The sequence below is a fragment of the Mycobacterium sp. NBC_00419 genome, from assembly GCF_036023875.1.
Classification (GTDB): domain Bacteria; phylum Actinomycetota; class Actinomycetes; order Mycobacteriales; family Mycobacteriaceae; genus Mycobacterium.
The window spans coordinates 1,008,917-1,024,499 of record NZ_CP107931.1 but is presented as its reverse complement, the minus strand read 5'-3'; the positions used below and the strand labels follow the sequence as shown (position 1 = coordinate 1,024,499).

Below are 15,583 nucleotides of genomic sequence, written 5' to 3'. Positions count from 1 at the left end.
CAGCCTTGTCGCTGCTGCTTGGTGTAGCACCGGAGAGGATCAGCTACCACGCGCAAGGGCGTGGAACCGGCGTTGCTGCGCTTCCAGAAGCCTGGGTTCGCCAGGGGCGCAGGCGCGCCCGCGAAGCAGCTGCCCACACAGGTTCCGCCGCAATGCTCGATGGCCTCCGGTACTGGGCGCGGATGGACCACGGAGCCGACCTCGAAGTGGCGTACCAGTGACGGGGATCGGGGAGGCGGGTAACACCGCCTGCTTGCCCTTGGAGGTCGTGCAGCCGTGCTTCCTGATTGCCATCGGTGGTTCTGAGCGAGTCGAGGTGCTGCGGAGCCCGCTGGTGCGCGATGGGGACGACTGGATGTTCGGGCGGGTCGAGATGTCGGTGTACGTCCCGCCTGCGGTTCGAAACGGCGTGCTGGCCGGCACGGCGATCTCATCGCCCTGGCACGGTGCCCGGTTGGCAGCGGCCCAGTGACAGCACTGGCACTTGAATTCGAACCCGACGCGGCCACGCTGCGGCTGCTGGGGTCTGAACACCAGAACGGCACATGGGTGGGCAGGGAGTTGTTGCCGATCGCCAACCGGATTCGCAACCAGGGCGGCGACGAAGACGACTACTACCGTTGGGTGCAGGCGTCCACGCTGTGGACCTCGTACATCTGCTCCACGAGCGATTCGGCGACCGAGCAAGGCAAGCACTTGGAGAGTGCGTGGGATAAGTCAGCACAGTCCAAGCCGTTCGAGTTGGACGATGCCCTGGCTGATCTTGAGGATCGGATCAGTTCGGCCGCCTGGCCGGGCAGGGCGGGGCGGCGTAACCAGACGGTGGCGCTGGCGTTCGTCGGCTACTGCCGGGATCGCAACTGCTTCACCCGGACGCTGTCGCGGTACGAACTGGCGAAGCACACGCCGGGCCTTTCGCCCGACGTGGTCGGCAAGGGGCTGACCGCCCTCGTCCAGCTCGGGCTTCTCGACAAAGAAGACCGAACGGACCGGCGTCCTTCGAGCCGGTCCACGAGCAGGTACCGGATCAACCTGTACTGGCATGCCGGGAGTCCTGGGGACTCCCACCTGGGACAACCAAATGGCATAAACAAGTCAAGGAGTACCAGCAAATACTCATTGACGTCTTTCTGCCAATTGGCAGACAACGTCAGCGTGATCGACCTGTCTGTCCACGATCTCTGGTCGCGAAACGGGCTGGGCCAGAGCGCACGACAGGTCTGGTCGGCGCTTCCAGAGTATCCCGGCTGCGCCGTGTTCGCGGTGGACGATCCGGCCTCGGTGTTCGAGGACGACGCCGTCGACCGCATCGGCAAGTATGCCGACGAGCTGGCAGCGGAAACCGGATGGTCACGCCGCACAGTCGATAACGCCCTGACGAAGCTGTTCGACAACTGCATGGCCGTGGCCATCGCAGGCCGGCCACGGCGATGGTTTCGAGCAGCCCAGCCGCCTGTCGAACCGTTGGCGCAGGAGTTGGGTTGTGCCGGCGCATTGGCCGACCAGATCGACCGCATCGAACAACGACAGCAGGCGAACCGAGTCGCCTACCCGTCGAGCTATACCAATCACCAATCACAGGAAGGCATCACAGGACATGGATAAGGAGAGTCACGAACCGTGGCGCGAAGTCCTGGTGGACGAACTCAGCGATGAGAGCGAGGACGAACGGCGGGATTTCCAGGATGCTGACCGCAATCCGTTCGAATCTGAGCACGGCCCTGCGATGGGCACGGACGGCGATGACGATCCGGTATACGCGCGGCCGAAGGATACGCGCGTCGGTACCAGCGGCAGAACCGCCAGGGTGAAGCTCACGAACGGCAAGACCGCGACGTTCGAGATCTTCGAGCAGGGGGACATCGTTGACACGGTCAGGGTGAAGCCGAAGACGAATCCGGCGGGCGAGATTGTCGACGGTGGGCACGGATTCATCGTCAGCGATCCGCGCAGCCGGCCGTGGAAGACGGCGCGGCGGACGCATTGCGCGTATTGCGGCGACGAGCTGCCGACGCCGAAGGTCACCGCAACGAAGTACCGGTGCGAGTTCGATGTCGAGTTTGTCGATTGCCAATGTTCAGGGTGCACGCTGCGCCACCTGGTGGTGAGCGGATACGAGCGCAACAAGGGTCAGCCGAGAATGTGTTGCACTGCTGAATGCACTCGGTTGCGCGACAACGAGCGTGGCCGTTGGCAGCGTGCGGTCGCCCGTGCGATCAGAAGCGGTCACCAGCCGCCACCGGAACCAGCCGACCGAGGGGCTTCGGTCACTGCTGCCAAACGCCCCCACAGGCTTGCCAGCACTCAAGAGCGTTTCCCTGCGCGGCATGACATGCGGGAAGCCAAGAGCGCGGTGGTGCCGTGGACGGTGCCGTTCTGGGCAGCTGATCCCTGGCTGAAGTTCTTCCGTGCGGGTGCGGTACCGATAGGTGCAGGATCGACCACCAGTTACCCCGATCCGGTGGGCAGCATCGCCAGCGTGAACGCCGACGGCGGGCCGCTACCGGAATCGACCCACGACGGCAAGAAGGTGTTGTCCAACGCGGCCTAGGAGCCTGCCGCCGAAGTATTCCGTAATCAGTAGAGGGCGCAAGACCGCCTTCATCCGGTTGATTGCTGCACTCCGAGTCAGGCCCCGACCCTTGCGCCTCCTGGCAGGTCGGGGTCTGTCTTGTGCACGTCGACCAGTCGCCCGCCCCAGCCTCAATGTGCTGGGGCGGTTTCATTTTGCCCGATTCCCTGTTCGAACAGACCTGAGAGGAGGTGAACAACACGAACCCCGCACTCTGCCCAGCCGGCCACGAAATCCGCACGGCGCATGATCGCGACGCCGATGGTTGGTGCAAGCGATGCCGCCAGGCCAAGAACCTCGGCTACCGCAGTCGCCAGCGTGCCGCGCTGGAACTTGCGTTGGCGCTCGAAGCACACGGCGTCGTCGTGACCCGCTCCGAACCACCGGTGGATCTGCAGCAGCTCGCTGCCGATCTCGCCAGTAGTTACTCACCGGGGTAGCCCAACTACCCACGAGTGCAACGAAGTTCCGTCAGCGGCCCGTACAGGCCGCGTCACCATGCCCTGATTGGCAAGGCGCAATCAACCACGAAGGAAACCACCACCAAATGTTCGATCTGAGTTCTATCGCCGACACCGTCACCCGCTGGACCAGCCTGGGCGTCACGCTGCCCAACGACCTAGCGAAGGCAATCGATGTGTACGAGGCGTTGCGCTACACCGAAGTTGGCTACCAGCCGGTGTTCGACATCACCGCAGTCACACCAGCCAACGCCGAGGACAAGATCCGCCAGCTCGCCGAGGAGCTGGCACTCGCCCAGGCGCCAGCCGGCGGCTTGTCTGTGCTCGAAAGAGCCAAGACCTACGCCGTCGATACCGCAGCCCGCAGCGTCATCAGCCTCGGTCGCCAAGCGGTCGCCGATGTCATCGACCAGCTGACCCCCGAGTTCAACCGCCACGCCGAGGCCTACGCCGAAGCCGTCGCCGCCCTGCCTGAGGACATCAGCTCAGACACCCTCCTGTCCGCTGGCCCAGAGGCCGTGGGCAGCTACCAGGTGGCCCAGCGTGAGGCCCAGTACCTCAACGGCATCAGCGTGTGGGTCGCCGGCACCGGACCGCTGTCAGGTTCCTCCGCCGCTGAGAGGTATCCGGCGATCCGGATTCTTCGGCCCCAGACTCTGCTCGACCTCATCAAACTCGAAGAGGCCCAACAGAAACCGGCGAACCCGACACTGGCAGCGATTGATCCCGTCCTATTCACCGCTGCCCGACGCGGTATCGAGTTCGGCATCAACACCCTGGCCGAATGCGCCGAAACCAAGGCGCGCTTGGAAGTTCACCTCGCGCGCCAGGACACCGCAGTCTTTCGCTGACCCACCAACCCCGTAGAGCGGCCCTCAGCATCGCGCTGGGGGCCGTTCTCGTGCACTACCTAAGGAATACCAATGACGAACAACATCAACCGCAAGTCGAGCGCAGCCGAGCTGCTGAGCCGTCGCCTCGCAGCGACGGTGGGCGAGAAGCCCCAAGCGATCGCGGACAGCTTCAGCCAGGCCGTGGGACGCCGCCTCGAAAGCCGGCGCATCACACGAGTCCCAGGACTTCCAGAAGAACGACAGTCCGAGTGGTACGACCTCGCCATCGAGCACCTCCGCCGGAATCACGCGGTCGAAGCTGAACGCGAAGCCCACCGGCAGGCCGACGAGGAGGCTCGAAATGCACCGCAGACCGCTGCCGGCGTCGCAAGCGCCGCCATCGCAGGGCAACGAGATCCCAATACCCCGATCCCGCTCAACGGTGCGGCAGTGCTTCGCGCCGCACTCAGCGGCCTTGGCGACAACGGAACGATCAACGCGGACGGTGGGATGTAGCGGGAGCAGTGGAATGGTGTCGTGACAGGTGAAGTCAGGACTCATACGCCTGGCCCAGAGGTAGGGACCTAATGATCTGTGCGGTAGGCCCTTTCCTGGCGAGTGCCCACGGGACTCGGCGGCCCCGGCTACCAACTGTCCTTAGTTCCAACCCCGCTTCTCTTCACTTGCTGTTTGAGTCAGACGAATGTCTGACCCCGGTTCAATCTGGTAGAAGATCGCTCCGCTGCCGTCCGCATAGGCGGTTACCTCGACGGGTACGTCTGTCCCCTTCTGCGTCTTCGCTGTAACCAGACCCTTGTACTCGCTACCGCCCTTGACCAACTGGAAGAGCGCAAGGTCACCCTGAATTGTGATGTGGAAGTCCTTGGTTGATTCGTCCTTATCCACAATGCCCTGTAGGCCATTCGTTACTTGGGCGACCAATTGAGCCTTGTCTACCTCGGTCCGTTTCGCCTCGGCTGCCGCCTGATCGGCCTTGATGTGATCGGTCACTGTGTAGTAGGTAAGTACGCCGAGCAAGCCAACGGCACCGACGGCCGACACAGCGAGGATCGTCAATAACACTGTGCGATAGCGGCCAGTTGGTGCTTTGGAAAGCTTGGGCAGCTGCCCGTCGTCGGCACCGTCGGCGTTCATCGAACCCCCTGTTGATCGGAAACTTGAAATCAACACGATATGCGGTCGTTCCGACAATTCTTGTGACAATGGGCATCGTCAACTGTGCCGACAGAGGCCGTGTTTTGCAGAGCTAGCCAGCAGAGGCAGTCAACCGGCTACTCAGCGTTGCCCTTCGCGAGCAGTTGGTTGGCGACAGATTCGAGTCTGTACTCGGCCATCTGACTCTCGACCAGCGCACCGCTCGTCACGGTTTCGTCGACATACCAGTACAGCAGTCGGCTGTCATCGGTTCGGTGCTGTTGCGCCTTTTGGCGCGCTTCATCAATGCGTAGAAGCCAAACCAGGTCGCGAGACAGGTCAACGCATGCCAGCCATTGGGCAGGGCACTTGTGTGGGAAGGGAAACCCGACGCTGAGCTTGCCCTTTCCACCGGACGGCGCTGGCCCGAATCTTGCTTTAACTTGGACCGTTGCGGCTTCTTGGCTACCCGGGACGTACATCACGAGGTCGATACCGGAGTCAGTAGTCAGGCGGGCGCTGTCGATCCCGCGCTTAAGCAACTGGTACTGAACTAACAGCTCACCGGCTGCCCCTATCGCCTGGGTGCCGAGTTCGGCAGGTGTCGTCACCTGGTCTCCTATCTAAAGCTCACACTCGCGGCGAGACCCTACCGCTCGTGTGCGACAGAGCTGGATGCTTCGTGGCAATAGACCACCGACGGCAGATGACTGGGTGCGGGGGCGGCCCAGGCCGCGATGGGCACCGTCGGGTAGCGCGTGGCCTGGCCTGTGGCGCGTGCCTGCCCGCTGGCCTGGCCTGCTGCCCTGTCCCTGTCCCTGTCCCTGTCCCTGTCGGGTGGGTGTGGGTGCGGGCGTGGGTGGGTGGCCTGTGCCCTGTGCTGCGCCCCAGCCTGCCTGCCGCGTGCCCTGCCCCTGCCTGCTGGCAGGGCCTGCCCCTGGGCGTCGCTGGCGTCGCCTGCCCTCGGGTACCCCAGGGGGGTACCCCTCCAGGGGGGACTTTGACCGGTCGTTAATGCGGCCGCGCCATCGTGTACGGGTTTTCAAGTTTTAAGACTGACAGTCTCGAAAGTAAGAGGAATCTGGCGATGAGATGCCAATTCAGGAAGCGCGGCTGCACCGGCACCGCGACGGTCAACGCTATCGACACCGGCACCGGACGTGAATACGTCGTATGCCGGCCGTGCATGGCGCGGGCGCTGGTAGATCAGCAGCCCCTCGCCGATCGACCCGCACTGCCACGCCACCCCGGTGTGCGCTGATCTTTCACGAATCCACTAATCAAAAGGAGTCTGACCAATGGGGATGATCACCCGCGATGAACAACAACGCCGCATGGCGCTGTATGGGCACGGCCTAAAGCACTGCTCAGCATGTGAAGGCGTGCTGCCTATCGACCGGTTTAAGCCGAATCGGCGTGGCTGGATGGGAATACGCAGCCGGTGCCGCGACTGCGACAACGCCGGCACCCGCGACTACCAACGCCGCACGCCGGAGCGCCAGGCGTGCCGCCAGAAGCATTGGCGGGCCGCCAATCCCGATCGATGGCACGCCATCGCCAAGACCCACCGCGACACACACCCGTTAGAGGAGCGGCTGCGGCGAGGCCGGCTCCGCGCAGAGAGAGCCGGCGTGGTCGCCAAGCACATCACCGCTGACGAGCTAATCGCAGACTGGGAACGCCGAGGCATCGATCCGGCTCGGTGTGTCTACACCTGGGAGCCGCTGCAGGACGGCTGGCACATCGACCACGCCGTGCCGCTGAGCCAACCGAACACCCCCGGCCACGTTGTGAACAACCTCGTTCCGTGCAACCAGAGGGCGAACGTGGCCAAGTGGCGACGGCACTGGATCGACTACCTGGCTGACCGATCGGAGGCTGCCACCAGGTCGAGTCAAGGTTAGTGTTCGACCTCCTCAGCGCCGCTGCTGTCCACGATTGGCATGGCGAGTTCCAACTGCGGCATGAGTTGAGCACTAAGGCGCGCATCAACTACGACATCAGGTAACGCATTAAAGTTGCAGTCAACTCTGCGCATCAGCTACACTGAAAATGCGCCGCTTCCCCCGCCGATAGGCATTCCCCCAGGCGCACTGAAAAAATAGGAGTCGTCATGGCGACGAAGTACGAGTACAAGCTGCCGGAGCACAAAGTTGACTACGGCGAAGAAGTGAAGGTCGCGGACCTCAAGATCGATCCTCAGGCCCAGCGCACGCTTAACGAGAAGCGGGCGCAGAAACTGGCCGACGAGTTCATCGCCGAAGCTATCGGGACGATCATCGTTTCCGAGCGCGCCAACGGCGAGATGTACATCGTGGACGGGCAGCATCGCTGGCGCGCGAGCCAGCTTCTGGGCCGGGAATTGGTCATGTGCGAGATTCACCGCGGATTGACTCAGACCGAGGAAGCGATTCTGTTCCTCATCAAGAACCGTGAGAGCTCACGGCCCGCTGCGATTGATGAGTATGTCATTGGGCTCACCGGAGGTATCCCGCTCTTCGTCGACACCGAGAAGACGCTGAAGGCGCACGACCTCAAGATGGGCACCACCAGCGCCAATTCCATCGGCGCGGTAAACGGAGTGCTTCGTATCACCGACAAGTATGGGGCCGACACCCTCGGCCGCACGCTGAAGGTCGCTGAAAAGGCTTGGGGTCGCACGGCGGAAACGTGGGACGGAATGTTGCTCGGCGGCATCGGCGAGTTCCTGGGTCGCCACGGTGGCCTGGTTGAGAGCGACGACGAACTGGCCAAGAAGATCGCCAAGGCGGGGCACGCCGCTGGGTGGCGCGGGAAGGTCCACGCTCTCAGCTCGGCTGGCGGCACCCAGCACTCAGGTACCGGTGGCCGTGTTATGACGTGCTACAACCTGCTCGTACAGCAGTGGAATAAGGGTCGCCGGTCTGAGGCCACCAAGATCGTGCTCTAAAACGCCCCGCTCAATGAAGAGGGCCCCCGCTCCGGCGGGGGCCTTCTTCGTATGTTTCCCCGGCTGGAGGCTGAATCGGCTCGGCAGCGCCGCGAGTTTGAGCACGCTTGGCTGCCTGAGCCTTCATCCGCCCCAGCTCGGTGTCGAGGTTGGCCTCGCCGGGGCGTGAGAGTCACGCTAGGGTCACGCGAGCTGTGGCAAGAAAAAAGTCAGGCCCCCTCGAAAGGGGGCCTGACCTGCAGGGTGGCTGACGGGACTCGAACCCGCGACAGCCAGGATCACAACCTGGTGCTCTACCAACTGAACTACAGCCACCATTGCCGGAAAACCGGCGTCGTCGATACTAGCCGCTTTCGGGCCCGACAGCCGAATCGGTATTGCCGGACTTGTCGATCTCGGCCGCCGCTGCGGCGATCTCGCTGGTAGTCGGCCCCGGCAACGGCACGAAGGCGGTCCGGCGGTAGTACTTGAGCTCACGGATCGACTCGCGGATATCGGCCAGCGCGCGATGCGCGAGCCCCTTCTCCGGCTGGCCGTAGTAGATCCGCGGATACCAGCGCCGGCACAGCTCTTTGATGGAGCTGACGTCGATCATCCGGTAGTGCAGGTACTCGTCCAGCGCGGGCATGTCCCGGGCGATGAAGCCGCGGTCGGTGGCGATCGAATTCCCTGCCAGCGGCGCGGTTTTGGCCGTCTTCACGTGCGTGCGGATGTAGTCGAGCACCAGCTGTTCGGCGGCGGGCACGTCGATGGTCGAGGCGCGCACCTCTTCGGTGAGCCCGGAGCGGTGGTGCATCTTGGCGACGACTTCCACCATCCCGTTGAGCGCCTCGTCGCCCGCATGGATGACGACGTCGACGCCCTCGCCTAAGACGTTGAGCTCGGCGTCGGTCACCAGAGCAGCGATCTCGATGAGACGGTCCGTTCGCAGGTCCAGGCCCGTCATCTCACAGTCGATCCACACCAATTCTTCACGCACAGCGATCCACAGTAAGCCCATGGGGCATCCCGGCGCGGTTCCACCCGTCTCGGAGCGCTGTCGGCAAGTAGTGTCTTACCGGCCAACACGCAAGAAATGACGGAGGTTCGGGCCATGACGAGCGAATCGACAGCGACACCTGCCGAGCAGATCGCCGCCGGCTACGCCAGCACCGGGCAGACGCTCGACCTGGGATCCATCGTCGTCGACGGCGTCGTCGATCCCGCCGCCCAGGTCCGCATCCCGCTGTCGATGATGAACCGTCACGGCCTGGTCGCCGGGGCCACCGGCACCGGCAAGACCAAGACGCTGCAAGTGATCGCCGAGCAGCTTTCCGCCGCCGGGGTGCCGGTGGTGATGGCCGACATCAAGGGTGACCTCTCCGGGTTGTCCCGGCCTGGCGAAGCCAGCGAGCGCACCCTGCAGCGCGCCAAGGACACCGGCGACGACACCTGGGCCGGCACACCGTTCCCGGTGGAGTTCCTGTCGCTGGGCACCGAAGGCATCGGAGTTCCGGTGCGTGCGACGATCTCCGCGTTCGGTCCGATCTTGCTCTCAAAGGTGTTGGGGCTCAACGCAACCCAGGAGTCGACGCTCGGGCTGATCTTCCATTGGGCCGACCAGCAGGGCCTGCCCCTGCTGGACCTGAAGGACCTGCGTTCGGTGATCACCTATCTCACCAGCGACGAGGGCAAAGAACAGCTCAAGACCATCGGCGGGGTGTCCGCGCAGACCGCGGGTGTCATCCTGCGGGCACTGGTGAACCTGCAAGCCGACGGCGGCGACACCTTCTTCGGTGAGCCCGCCATCGATCCCGCCGACCTGTTGCGGGTCGACGGGCAGGGCCGCGGCGTGATCACGCTCTTCGAACTGGGCGACCAGGCGGCCCGGCCGGTGATGTTCTCCACCTTCCTGATGTGGGTGCTGGCCGACCTGTTCACCTACCTGCCCGAGGTCGGCGACGTCGACAAGCCCAAGCTGGTGTTCTTCTTCGACGAGGCCCACCTGCTGTTCAACGACGCCTCCAAGGCCTTCTTGCAGCAGATCGAACAGACCGTCAAGCTGATCCGCTCCAAGGGCGTCGGCGTCTTCTTCTGCACGCAGCTGCCGACCGACGTCCCCAACAACGTCCTCTCCCAGCTGGGTGCCCGCATCCAGCACGCGCTGCGGGCCTTCACCCCCGACGACCAGGCCGCGCTGACCAAGACCGTGCGCACCTACCCCAAGACCCAGTTCTACGATCTGGCGACCGACCTGACCGCGCTGGGCATCGGCGAGGCGATCGTCACCGTGCTCTCCGAGCGGGGTGCACCGACGCCGGTGGCGTGGACCCGGTTGCGCCCGCCCCAGTCGCTGATGGACACCATCGGCCCGGACTACATCAAGGCTGTCGCCCAGGCCAGCCCGCTGTTCCTCAAGTACGGCCAGACCATCGACCGCGAGTCGGCCTACGAGATGCTGGCGGCCAAGATGGCGCCGCCGCCCGAGGAGACCGTGGGCACCGACCTGCCGCCGATCCTGCCGACCGGCATCGACCTGCCGCCGATGCCCACGCCGGTCCAGAAGGCCGAGCCCGGTGTGCTCGACCAGGTGATGAACAGCCCGGCGTTCAAGAGCGCGATGCGTTCGGCGGGCACCGTCATCGGCCGCGAGATCACCCGAAGCATCTTCGGAACGGGCCGCCGGAGGCGCTAGTCGCCCGCCGAGTGGCCAGATGTGTCACGCAATCGCGGCGGAACCGTGGCGTAAGTGGCCACTCGCGCCAACGACCCTTAGTCGCCGCCCAGCTTCCTGTAGACCGCGCCGACGATCGGCGTAACGATCGACCGCGGCGCATAGCCCGACGCCACCGACATCGCCTTCGACGTCACTCCCGGTACCACGCGCATCTTGTTGCGCTCCAAGCCATCCAGTGAGATCCGCGCCGTGTACTCGGTGTCGATCCACAGGAAGTCGGGGATCAACCGCTCCACCAAGGACTGTTCGGCCGGGTCGGGCAGCTCGGTGCGCACCGGGCCCGGCGCCAGCACCGTGACGTGCACCCCGGCGCTCTTGACCTCCCCGCGCAACGACTCGCTGAACGTGTTGGCGAACGCCTTGGTCGCCGCGTAGGTCGCGTTGTTCGGGATGGGGGAGTTACCCGCCGCCGACCCGGAGATCAGGATGCCGCCGGACTTGCGGGCGACCATCCGCGGCAGCACCGCCAGCACCAGGTCGTGCACACCCAGCACGTTGAGCTGAACCTGGGCCTTCTCGCCCTCGGGGTCGAGGTTGGCGACCGGACCGAACGTCGCCGTACCCGCATTGGCGCACAGGATCGAGATGTCGCGGCCGGCCAGCTCGTCGGCCAGCGCGCCCCGTGCCGCCGGGTCGGCGAGGTCCACGGCGCGAACCTCGACCGTGACGCCGTAGCGATCCGTCAGCCGCGCGGCCAGCTCGGTGAGCACCTCGCCGCGGCGGGCCGTGACGATCAGGCTGTGGCCGCGGGCGGCGAGTTCGGTGGCCAGCGCCTCACCGATGCCCTGGGAGGCTCCGGTGACGACGGCGCGACTGTCCGGTGAGGGTGCGGGGACTGGCATGCGGCCATCGTAGGGGGCTGGCTACTCTGGCCCGCATGAGCAGCCCCGCGCTGGGTACACCGATCGCCGGGCGGTCCAAGATCGTGGCGTGGGCGCTGTGGGACTTCGGCGCCGTCGGCTTGATCGCCATCGTGGCCACGTTCGTCTTCCCGGTTTACCTGACCAGCACGGTCGGCGCGGACCTGCCGGGGGACACCTCGGCGGCCAGCTGGCTGGGCCGCTCACTGACCATCGCCGGCATCACCGTGGCGCTGCTGGCACCGCTGACCGGGGTACTGGTTCAGGCCCCACATCGACGACGCGCCGCCCTGACCCTGCTGACCACGCTGGTCGTGCTGTCGACCGCTGCGTTGAGTCTGATCCGGGCGCAGCCCGCGTACTTCGCCGCCGGCCTGCTGCTGCTGGCGTTCACCAGCGCCTGCGGGGACATCGCCAGCGTCCCCTACAACTCCATGCTCAAGCAGCTGACCACCCCGCAGAACGCCGGGCGCATCTCCGGCTTCGGCGCCGGGGCCGCCTATCTGGGCAGCGTGGCGCTGCTGGTGATCGTCTACATCGGTTTCGTCGGCGGCACCGGGCCCACCCGTGGACTGTTCGGCATCCCGGTCGCCGACGGCCAGAACATCCGCGCGGCCATGCTCGTGACGGCCGGCTGCTACGCGATCATGGCTCTGCCGCTACTGCGGACCGCGCACACACTCAACCCGGTCGGCGAGCCCGAGACCGCCCCCGTGAGCCTGCTGGGCGGCTACCGCCAGCTCTGGCGCGACCTCAATTCGGAGTGGCGCCGGGATCGCAACCTGGTCTACTACCTCGGCGTCAGCGCGATCTTTCGGGACGGGCTGGCCGGCGTCTTCGCCTTCGGCGCGGTGCTCGGTGTCGGCGTCTACGGAGTCTCGCAGTCCGACGTCCTGATCTTCGGCGTGGTGGCCTCGACGGTCGCGGCCACCGGCGCGGTGATCGGCGGCCTGCTCGACGACCGGATCGGCGGCAAGCGGGTGATCGTGGGCTCGCTGGCGGCCATGATCGTCGTCGGGCTGACTCTGCTGAGCCTGTCCGGTCCGGTGGCCTTCTGGGCGTGCGGGCTACTGCTGTGCCTGTTCATCGGGCCCATCCAGTCGGCGTCGCGCACCCTGCTGCTGCGGATGGCCAGTCACGGCAAGGAGGCGGTCGCCTTCGGCCTGTTCACCATGGCCGGGCGGGCGGCGGCCTTCCTGGCCCCGTGGCTGTTCTTCGTCTTCGTCGACGCCTTCAACGCCGACCGCGCCGGGCTGGGCGGTATCTGCGTGGTGCTGGCCGCCGGCCTGATCGGGATGCTGGCGGTGAAGGTTCCCCGTTAGGCCGCACCGGTGCAGATGGTCAGCCCCCGCCCGGAGCGCTGGCGCACCTGAACCCCGTTGACCGACACGCTGCACGTCACGTCACGACCGACGTTGACCACCGCGACGCTGGCCGACCCGCGCGCGGGTGAGGACAAGCTGACCTCTTTGCTCCACGGCAGCATCACGTTGAACTCGGTCTGCATGACGCCGCCGGTGTCGACGTAGGTGATGTTGATCGCCCGGCCGTCACCGTCGACGTTGTAGACGACGGTGTCGGTGCCGGTCGGGCTGGTGGTCTCGCCGGGCAGCGGTGCCGTCGGCGCGACACTCGGTGTCGGCAGCGTCGACTGCGACGTGGTGGGCAGCGGTATGCGGGGCGTGCTGGTCGCGTTCGGCGCGGTGCTCGTCCCGGTCACCGGGGGCACCGGCACCGCAACCGTGGACTCCCTCGACGAACTGGTGACGATCACCAGCGCGATGACCAATCCGACCACCAGCAGCACGGCCACCCCGGCAAGGATCCACAACCAGCGTGGCGAATTGGGCGGTGGCGGGGGAGGCGGCGGGTCCGCCGGCGGGTAGCCGGTACCCGGCTGCCAATAGGTTGGCAGCTGCTCGGTGGGTTGCGTGGCCGGCGGGACATATCCCGACCCGTAGCCGTAGTACTGACCCGCGTAGGCGGGGTCGCCGCTCGGCGGATATCCGTTACCCGCTTGCTGCGTCGGGTCGGACCACTCTGTTCGGCGCGGATCGTTCATTGCCACCTCATGATTGCAGGCTACCGAGTCTCGGCAGCCCCTCGTTTCCCCCGAAAGTCCAGCACCGTGTTTACCACTGGTGGGCTGCGTGGAACGTGGTACCGGGTAACTGCGTGGTCAGCGACGAGTGAGGTGGCGTGGAGCGAGACGTTCGGGCGACATACGGCGCGTCCGTGTCACCCGATGCCACCGCCTTCGCGCATCTGGTCGACGACGGCGGCTACCCGCGCGCGGTCCAGCGGTTCCTGCGCGGCAGGCATGCCAGTGCCTCGCGGGACGTCGATCTGCCCGTCGACGGGCCGGTGACCAAGGTGATCCATTCCGCCGACGGCCATTGGCTGGCCTGCCAGGTGGCCCCCGACGGGGGCACCCGTACTCAGATCTGGGTGGTCACCACCGACCCCGACGACCGGATGGCCCGCCGCATCGATCGGATGGATACCGGTACCGCCGAGTTGATCGCCTGGGACGGTACCCGGGTCTGCGCGATCCTCACCGGGGAGGACGGCGTGGGCCAGTCCACGCTGATCGACCCGGCGGACGGTGCGGTGACCGTCCTGGATCGCCGCTCGGGTGGCAGGTTGATCGACGCATGGGCCGGCTCGGCGCTGATCAGAGTCGGTCCACGCGGCTACCGTGAGTTCATCATGCTGCGCGGGACGACCGAAATTGCCTTACTCCCTTCAGATCCCGGATCCAGCACCGAGTCGGGTGTCATTCTCGACGACCATGTGCCGCGTCGCCTCCGCTCGGGTCCCGACGGGGAACTGACCACCCTGTACCAGCCGGGCGAGTACGTGCGTGCGCTGATCCGCAGCGACAACGGAGCCCGGCACGCCCGCCTCCTCGAGGTCACCGTCACCCCAGACGGCGTCGCCTACCACGTGGTGGCCGAACGGGCCGGGCACGATCTCGACGAGTTCGTCGTCAGCGACGACCTGTCCACGGTGGCGCTGTTGTGGAACATCAACGGCTGCAGCGAGTTACAGGTCCTCGAGTACGCCGACAACACGCTGACCGAACCGATCCCGTTACCCAATATGGTGGCCGGCGAACTGTCGATCAGCGCGGGCGGGTCGCTGGTCGCGATGACGGTCCAAGGGCCCGATCTGCCGCGCACCGTGGAAGTCGTCGACCCCCGGTCGCGCCAGTGGGAGCGCATCGACCGCAAACCCAGCAGCGGTCCGGTCTCGGCCACACCGACACTGCACACACTGACTGCTCGCGACGGCCGGCGGCTGTCCGGCTGGCTGTATTGTCCGGCGCCGCAAGTCAACCGGATCGGGGCGCTCGTCTACCTGCACGGTGGACCGGAGGGGCAGGCGCGGCCGGGCTACAGCGAGATCTTCCCGCATCTGCTCGACGAGGGCGTGACGGTGTTCGCTGTGAACGTGCGGGGCTCCGGTGGCTTCGGCCGGGAGTTCTGCCACGCCGACGACCGGGAGAAGCGCTTCGCCGCGATCGACGATGTCGCCGACTGCGCCCAGTACCTTGTCTCGCAACAACATGCCGAAGCCGTCGCCTGTGCCGGTTGGTCCTACGGCGGCTATCTGACGATGGCGGCATTGGCGTTTCATCCCGCGCTGTTCGTTGCGGGAGTCAGCATCTGCGGCATGAGTGACCTCAGCACGTTCTATCGCAATACCGAACCGTGGATCGCGGCGGCGTCCTACGCGGAATACGGGCACCCGGTCGCCGATCGCGCGCTTCTGGAAGCCCTGTCCCCGCTGCGCAGAGTGCAGTCATTGACGGCACCGTTGCTGGTCGTACACGGGGCCAATGACACCAACGTTCCGGTCACCGAGTCCGAGCAGATCGTCGAGGCGCTGCGCGGACTCGGCCGAAAGGTGCGGTATCTGCTGTTCGCCGACGACGGACACGAGATCACCCGGCGGGAAAACCACACCGTCCTGGCAGGTGCGGTGGCCGACTGGCTCAAGAGCGCTTTTCACTCAAATGTTTAGGGAACTGTCGGACGGGTAAACCCCTGTCCGC

Annotated in this window: 16 protein-coding genes and 1 tRNA gene; 11 read left to right on the top strand and 6 right to left on the bottom strand. The window is 65.6% G+C overall.

Going from position 1 to position 15,583, the window contains the following annotated elements; all coding sequences use genetic code 11:
* Positions 1-253: 253 nt before the first annotated feature.
* The 6 genes from OG976_RS04785 to OG976_RS04760 all read left to right on the top strand — a co-directional run bounded on the left by OG976_RS04785 (position 254) and on the right by OG976_RS04760 (position 4,382).
* Positions 254-472, top strand: a complete 219-nt coding sequence (locus OG976_RS04785; protein WP_328358599.1) for a hypothetical protein — start codon at positions 254-256, stop codon at positions 470-472.
* Entirely contained in the window at positions 469-1,605 is a 1,137-nt protein-coding gene (locus OG976_RS04780) for a hypothetical protein (protein WP_328358596.1), read from the top strand. Before OG976_RS04785 ends, OG976_RS04780 begins: the two co-directional genes overlap by 4 nt.
* Positions 1,598-2,551: a hypothetical protein gene (locus OG976_RS04775; protein ID WP_328358593.1), complete on the top strand. Its 954-nt coding sequence runs from the start codon at positions 1,598-1,600 to the stop codon at positions 2,549-2,551. Before OG976_RS04780 ends, OG976_RS04775 begins: the two co-directional genes overlap by 8 nt.
* A gap of 212 nt (positions 2,552-2,763) precedes the next feature.
* A complete protein-coding gene (locus OG976_RS04770) occupies positions 2,764-3,012 on the top strand; it encodes a hypothetical protein (RefSeq protein ID WP_328358588.1) in 249 nt (82 codons plus the stop codon).
* Positions 3,013-3,119: 107 nt separating this feature from the next.
* The gene (locus OG976_RS04765) at positions 3,120-3,884 is read left to right on the top strand and encodes a hypothetical protein (RefSeq protein WP_328358585.1); all 765 of its coding nucleotides are present in this window, start codon (positions 3,120-3,122) and stop codon (positions 3,882-3,884) included.
* 72 nt (positions 3,885-3,956) lie between these two features.
* Positions 3,957-4,382, top strand: coding sequence for a hypothetical protein (locus tag OG976_RS04760; RefSeq protein ID WP_328358582.1), 426 nt, complete (start codon positions 3,957-3,959; stop codon positions 4,380-4,382).
* A gap of 141 nt (positions 4,383-4,523) precedes the next feature.
* Here the strand turns inward: OG976_RS04760 and OG976_RS04755 are convergent, their stop codons facing one another.
* Both OG976_RS04755 and OG976_RS04750 read right to left on the bottom strand, forming a co-directional pair.
* Positions 4,524-5,021 (bottom strand): hypothetical protein, encoded by a 498-nt coding sequence (locus OG976_RS04755; protein WP_328358579.1) that lies wholly within the window; start codon positions 5,019-5,021, stop codon positions 4,524-4,526.
* A gap of 137 nt (positions 5,022-5,158) precedes the next feature.
* Positions 5,159-5,632 (bottom strand): hypothetical protein, encoded by a 474-nt coding sequence (locus OG976_RS04750; protein WP_328358576.1) that lies wholly within the window; start codon positions 5,630-5,632, stop codon positions 5,159-5,161.
* An 813-nt stretch (positions 5,633-6,445) separates the two neighbouring features.
* On the opposite strand from OG976_RS04750, the gene OG976_RS04745 reads away from it, so the two are divergent.
* Both OG976_RS04745 and OG976_RS04740 read left to right on the top strand, forming a co-directional pair.
* The gene (locus OG976_RS04745) at positions 6,446-6,925 is read left to right on the top strand and encodes a hypothetical protein (RefSeq protein ID WP_328358573.1); all 480 of its coding nucleotides are present in this window, start codon (positions 6,446-6,448) and stop codon (positions 6,923-6,925) included.
* Positions 6,926-7,134: 209 nt separating this feature from the next.
* On the top strand, positions 7,135-7,950 hold the full coding sequence (locus tag OG976_RS04740; protein WP_328358570.1) for a ParB/RepB/Spo0J family partition protein: 816 nt from the start codon (positions 7,135-7,137) through the stop codon (positions 7,948-7,950).
* A gap of 242 nt (positions 7,951-8,192) precedes the next feature.
* Here the strand turns inward: OG976_RS04740 and OG976_RS04735 are convergent.
* Together OG976_RS04735 and orn are read right to left on the bottom strand one after the other, a co-directional pair.
* A tRNA-His gene (locus OG976_RS04735) sits at positions 8,193-8,265 on the bottom strand.
* A 28-nt stretch (positions 8,266-8,293) separates the two neighbouring features.
* The gene (gene orn, locus OG976_RS04730) at positions 8,294-8,929 is read right to left on the bottom strand and encodes an oligoribonuclease (protein WP_328358567.1); all 636 of its coding nucleotides are present in this window, start codon (positions 8,927-8,929) and stop codon (positions 8,294-8,296) included.
* A 114-nt stretch (positions 8,930-9,043) separates the two neighbouring features.
* Between orn and OG976_RS04725 the strand changes: the two genes are divergently transcribed.
* Positions 9,044-10,624, top strand: coding sequence for a helicase HerA-like domain-containing protein (locus OG976_RS04725; RefSeq protein WP_328358564.1), 1,581 nt, complete (start codon positions 9,044-9,046; stop codon positions 10,622-10,624).
* A gap of 77 nt (positions 10,625-10,701) precedes the next feature.
* Here the strand turns inward: OG976_RS04725 and cmrA are convergent, their stop codons facing one another.
* Positions 10,702-11,508 carry a mycolate reductase gene (gene cmrA, locus OG976_RS04720; protein ID WP_328358561.1) on the bottom strand — a complete coding sequence of 269 codons (807 nt, stop codon included), beginning with the start codon at positions 11,506-11,508 and terminating at the stop codon, positions 10,702-10,704.
* A gap of 35 nt (positions 11,509-11,543) precedes the next feature.
* On the opposite strand from cmrA, the gene OG976_RS04715 reads away from it, so the two are divergent.
* Positions 11,544-12,848, top strand: coding sequence for an MFS transporter (locus OG976_RS04715; protein WP_328358558.1), 1,305 nt, complete (start codon positions 11,544-11,546; stop codon positions 12,846-12,848).
* On the opposite strand, the gene OG976_RS04710 is transcribed toward OG976_RS04715, so the two are convergent.
* Positions 12,845-13,588 (bottom strand): MmpS family transport accessory protein, encoded by a 744-nt coding sequence (locus tag OG976_RS04710; protein WP_328358553.1) that lies wholly within the window; start codon positions 13,586-13,588, stop codon positions 12,845-12,847. The two genes, OG976_RS04715 and OG976_RS04710, sit on opposite strands and share 4 nt — an antisense overlap.
* A 137-nt stretch (positions 13,589-13,725) precedes the next feature.
* On the opposite strand from OG976_RS04710, the gene OG976_RS04705 reads away from it, so the two are divergent.
* Positions 13,726-15,552: an alpha/beta hydrolase family protein gene (locus OG976_RS04705; RefSeq protein ID WP_328358550.1), complete on the top strand. Its 1,827-nt coding sequence runs from the start codon at positions 13,726-13,728 to the stop codon at positions 15,550-15,552.
* Positions 15,553-15,583: the final 31 nt, after the last annotated feature.

Coding starts and splice junctions, on each gene's coding strand:
- OG976_RS04775 (WP_328358593.1), top strand. CDS start 1,598: ATGGATAAGGAGAGTCACGAACCGTGGCGCGAAGTCCTGGTGGACGAA.
- OG976_RS04740 (WP_328358570.1), top strand. CDS start 7,135: ATGGCGACGAAGTACGAGTACAAGCTGCCGGAGCACAAAGTTGACTAC.
- OG976_RS04710 (WP_328358553.1), bottom strand. CDS start 13,588: ATGAACGATCCGCGCCGAACAGAGTGGTCCGACCCGACGCAGCAAGCG.
- OG976_RS04725 (WP_328358564.1), top strand. CDS start 9,044: ATGACGAGCGAATCGACAGCGACACCTGCCGAGCAGATCGCCGCCGGC.
- OG976_RS04715 (WP_328358558.1), top strand. CDS start 11,544: ATGAGCAGCCCCGCGCTGGGTACACCGATCGCCGGGCGGTCCAAGATC.
- OG976_RS04760 (WP_328358582.1), top strand. CDS start 3,957: ATGACGAACAACATCAACCGCAAGTCGAGCGCAGCCGAGCTGCTGAGC.
- OG976_RS04745 (WP_328358573.1), top strand. CDS start 6,446: ATGGGAATACGCAGCCGGTGCCGCGACTGCGACAACGCCGGCACCCGC.
- OG976_RS04755 (WP_328358579.1), bottom strand. CDS start 5,021: ATGAACGCCGACGGTGCCGACGACGGGCAGCTGCCCAAGCTTTCCAAA.
- cmrA (WP_328358561.1), bottom strand. CDS start 11,508: ATGCCAGTCCCCGCACCCTCACCGGACAGTCGCGCCGTCGTCACCGGA.
- OG976_RS04765 (WP_328358585.1), top strand. CDS start 3,120: ATGTTCGATCTGAGTTCTATCGCCGACACCGTCACCCGCTGGACCAGC.